The organism is Deltaproteobacteria bacterium (assembly GCA_005879795.1).
Taxonomy (GTDB): domain Bacteria; phylum Desulfobacterota; class Binatia; order DP-6; family DP-6; genus DP-6.
The window spans coordinates 1-2,413 of sequence record VBKJ01000269.1; the positions used below are offsets into that span (position 1 = coordinate 1).

At 67.8% G+C, this 2,413-nt stretch carries 2 protein-coding genes; one reads left to right on the forward strand and one right to left on the reverse strand.

The genetic code is table 11. From position 1 onward, the window contains the following. Nucleotides 1–443, reverse strand: a 443-nt coding sequence (locus E6J59_19935; GenBank protein TMB15491.1) for a hypothetical protein, incomplete at its 3' end; no start/stop codon positions are given. A 968-nt stretch (nucleotides 444–1,411) separates the two neighbouring features. Here E6J59_19935 and E6J59_19940 point away from each other — a divergent pair. Continuing rightward, entirely contained in the window at nucleotides 1,412–1,858 is a 447-nt protein-coding gene (locus E6J59_19940) for a response regulator (protein ID TMB15492.1), read from the forward strand. The last annotated feature ends 555 nt before the right edge of the window (nucleotides 1,859–2,413 follow it).

Genomic DNA, 2,413 nt, shown 5'->3' on the forward strand with positions numbered 1-2,413 from the left:
AGGAGCACGTTCGGCGCGTATCGGCGAAACAGCCGGGGCGCGGTGGCGGCCTGCTTGGTCGCGACGATGACCGCGTCGTCCGCTTCCCGCACTCCCACGAGGGCGAGCCGTACGTGGCCGTCCGCCAGCGCCTGGAAGGTGAAGCTGTCATGCGACGGATGGTCCGCATGCGGCTTTGCCCACGCGGGTGGCTTGGCGCCCGAGAACGCGATGACCTGCAGGGGCTGCGCGAGGGTGACGTCAGAGAGAACGTGTCGCTGGTGCCAGGTGCTCGTGCCCGAGCTCGGGTCCTTGGTGTGCCGGTGGTGGCCGGTCTTCGGGTGCGTCGTGTGCGTGCCCGCTGGACCGCAGGCGACGATCACCCCGTCGGCGGTGCTGCTCACCGACGCGACCTGGTACGGCGTTCCGTGCCAGACTCCCACCACGTCAATGTCTCTCGGCATCCCAGGAATGTAGCAGGGCGTTCGGCCAGGTCACCCGGCCGTTACGTGCTGCCGCCGCTCCGTCAAGGTGCGCCGATCGTCCAGCACGCGCCGCTCGCCCGCCCCGCGGCGCTCCACCGTCGGGGGGATGCTCTGATAGCGGCGGTCCAGGCCGCTGCGCCGCGAGGGCAGAAGACGACGTTCGCCCTCCCGGTGGTCGGGAAACCAGTGAGGAGCGTCGTTAGCAACCATCGTGCACCTCTCTAGGGGACAGATAGTCGGGGTGATATACCCGACGGACGCGCGCTCGGCCAGGCGGGTCACGGGTGGCGAGGTTAGGAGGGCTCGGGCCAGCCCCGCCGCTGCGCGAGCCGGGGCACACGCAGGGCGGCGCGTGCTGGCCGATCGGCGCCGCGGGACCGAACGGCGGCGACCGCCTGATGCACGTACAGGGGGTCGGCAGGGGGCGGCTAGGTCCTGCGGCTTGCGACGGCGCCCCTAGTCTCGAGTTGCGCACTCGATTCACGTCACCATGATGCGTGCCCGAAGAGGCTCCGCGCGTCTAAGCGAATTCTCTGTAGCCGCGGACGCGCAAGGAACGTGGCGCGTCTGCCACGGAGCTAACGGTCCGCACGGACCAGCAGCATGCCGCGCGGACCGTCTCCAACTGGCCACCTGTAGAAGGCACGGGGTTTGCACGTCCAGCTGGGCGGACCACGTCAATCGGGGATCACATGCCAAACGACACGATCGGACGCAAACGACCTCGGCGGCGCGGATGGGATCGGCGGCGGGATCTCGGGCGCCGCATGGTGCGCGACCGTCGACGGGAAGTGACCCTCGTCCCCTCCGAGCGCCGCTGCGGCGCTGTTCGCCGCTCTCGCAGCCAGCGGCGCTCCGTCTCCGAGCGCCGCACGTCCCCGCCCGAAGGTCTTCCTTATCCTAGATCACTCCAACCGACGCGGTAACCCAAACCCGCGGGGGCATGGATAAGGAAAACCCGGCCTTGGGAGAGGTGGGCAGTGAGCAGAGCCCCTGGTTCCACCACGGAGCGGCGAGGCGTGGTCGTGGTGCTGGAGGACCACGCCGACACGCGCGCTGCCCTTTCAGAGATCCTCACACGTGAAGGCTACGACGTGTTCGCGACGGCCGATGGCATGGAGGCGCTGGATCGTCTGAAGATCGTCCCAAGGCCCTGTGTGGTGTTGCTGGATCTCCATTTAGCGGGGATGAGCGGAGAGGATTTCTATCGTCGCCAACAGAGCGATCCGGCGCTGGCCTCGATTCCAGTCATTGCCGTCACTGCGGCTCCCCCCGACCAGCGTGCGGGCCTGGGCTCAATCCCCGTCATCCGCAAGCCTATCGATCTGGACGAGCTCCGCTTCGCTATCGATCGCGTGACATCGCGCGAGAAGAGAGCGGGGCCAGCTTCCTGACGAGGCGGGACCCTCCTTGCCCCGGGGTTGCTTGTGCAGCGGCTCATCGTCGTGACGAACCGGACTGTCGCGAAGGCTTGACTCAATGACCCCTGAGGTTTCGTAATCCGCTGTGCGGTTGTAACCCCATGCGGTACCGCAGCCCCGCGAGCGACCGTGCCAGGGCGTCGCCGTACAGCCTCGTCAGCGAGGGAGGTGTGGGCGGCGGCCCGCCGCCGAGAGGTTGGAGTCGCTATGGAGTGTGTCGCCAGCTCAAGCGACGTTCCTACGAGTCCGACTTTTTTTCGATTGACCCCCCCCGGTGTCGAAAGCGGCCGCGGATCCCGCCAGGACCCGTCTTGAGACTCCAGTTCGTTGAGCGCCGTCCGCACGGCGGCCGCGCGCTCGGGCTCGGTGCTGCGGTACACATCGTAGATACTGCTGCCTCGCATCACCCGGTACTTACGGGTCCCCACGGGGGCGAATCGGGCGTACGCGCGGACATCCCACTGTCCCGTCCCTGCGCGGCCACGGCTTGATTCTTTCAGGCGGGGGGATAGCATACGACTATGGAGT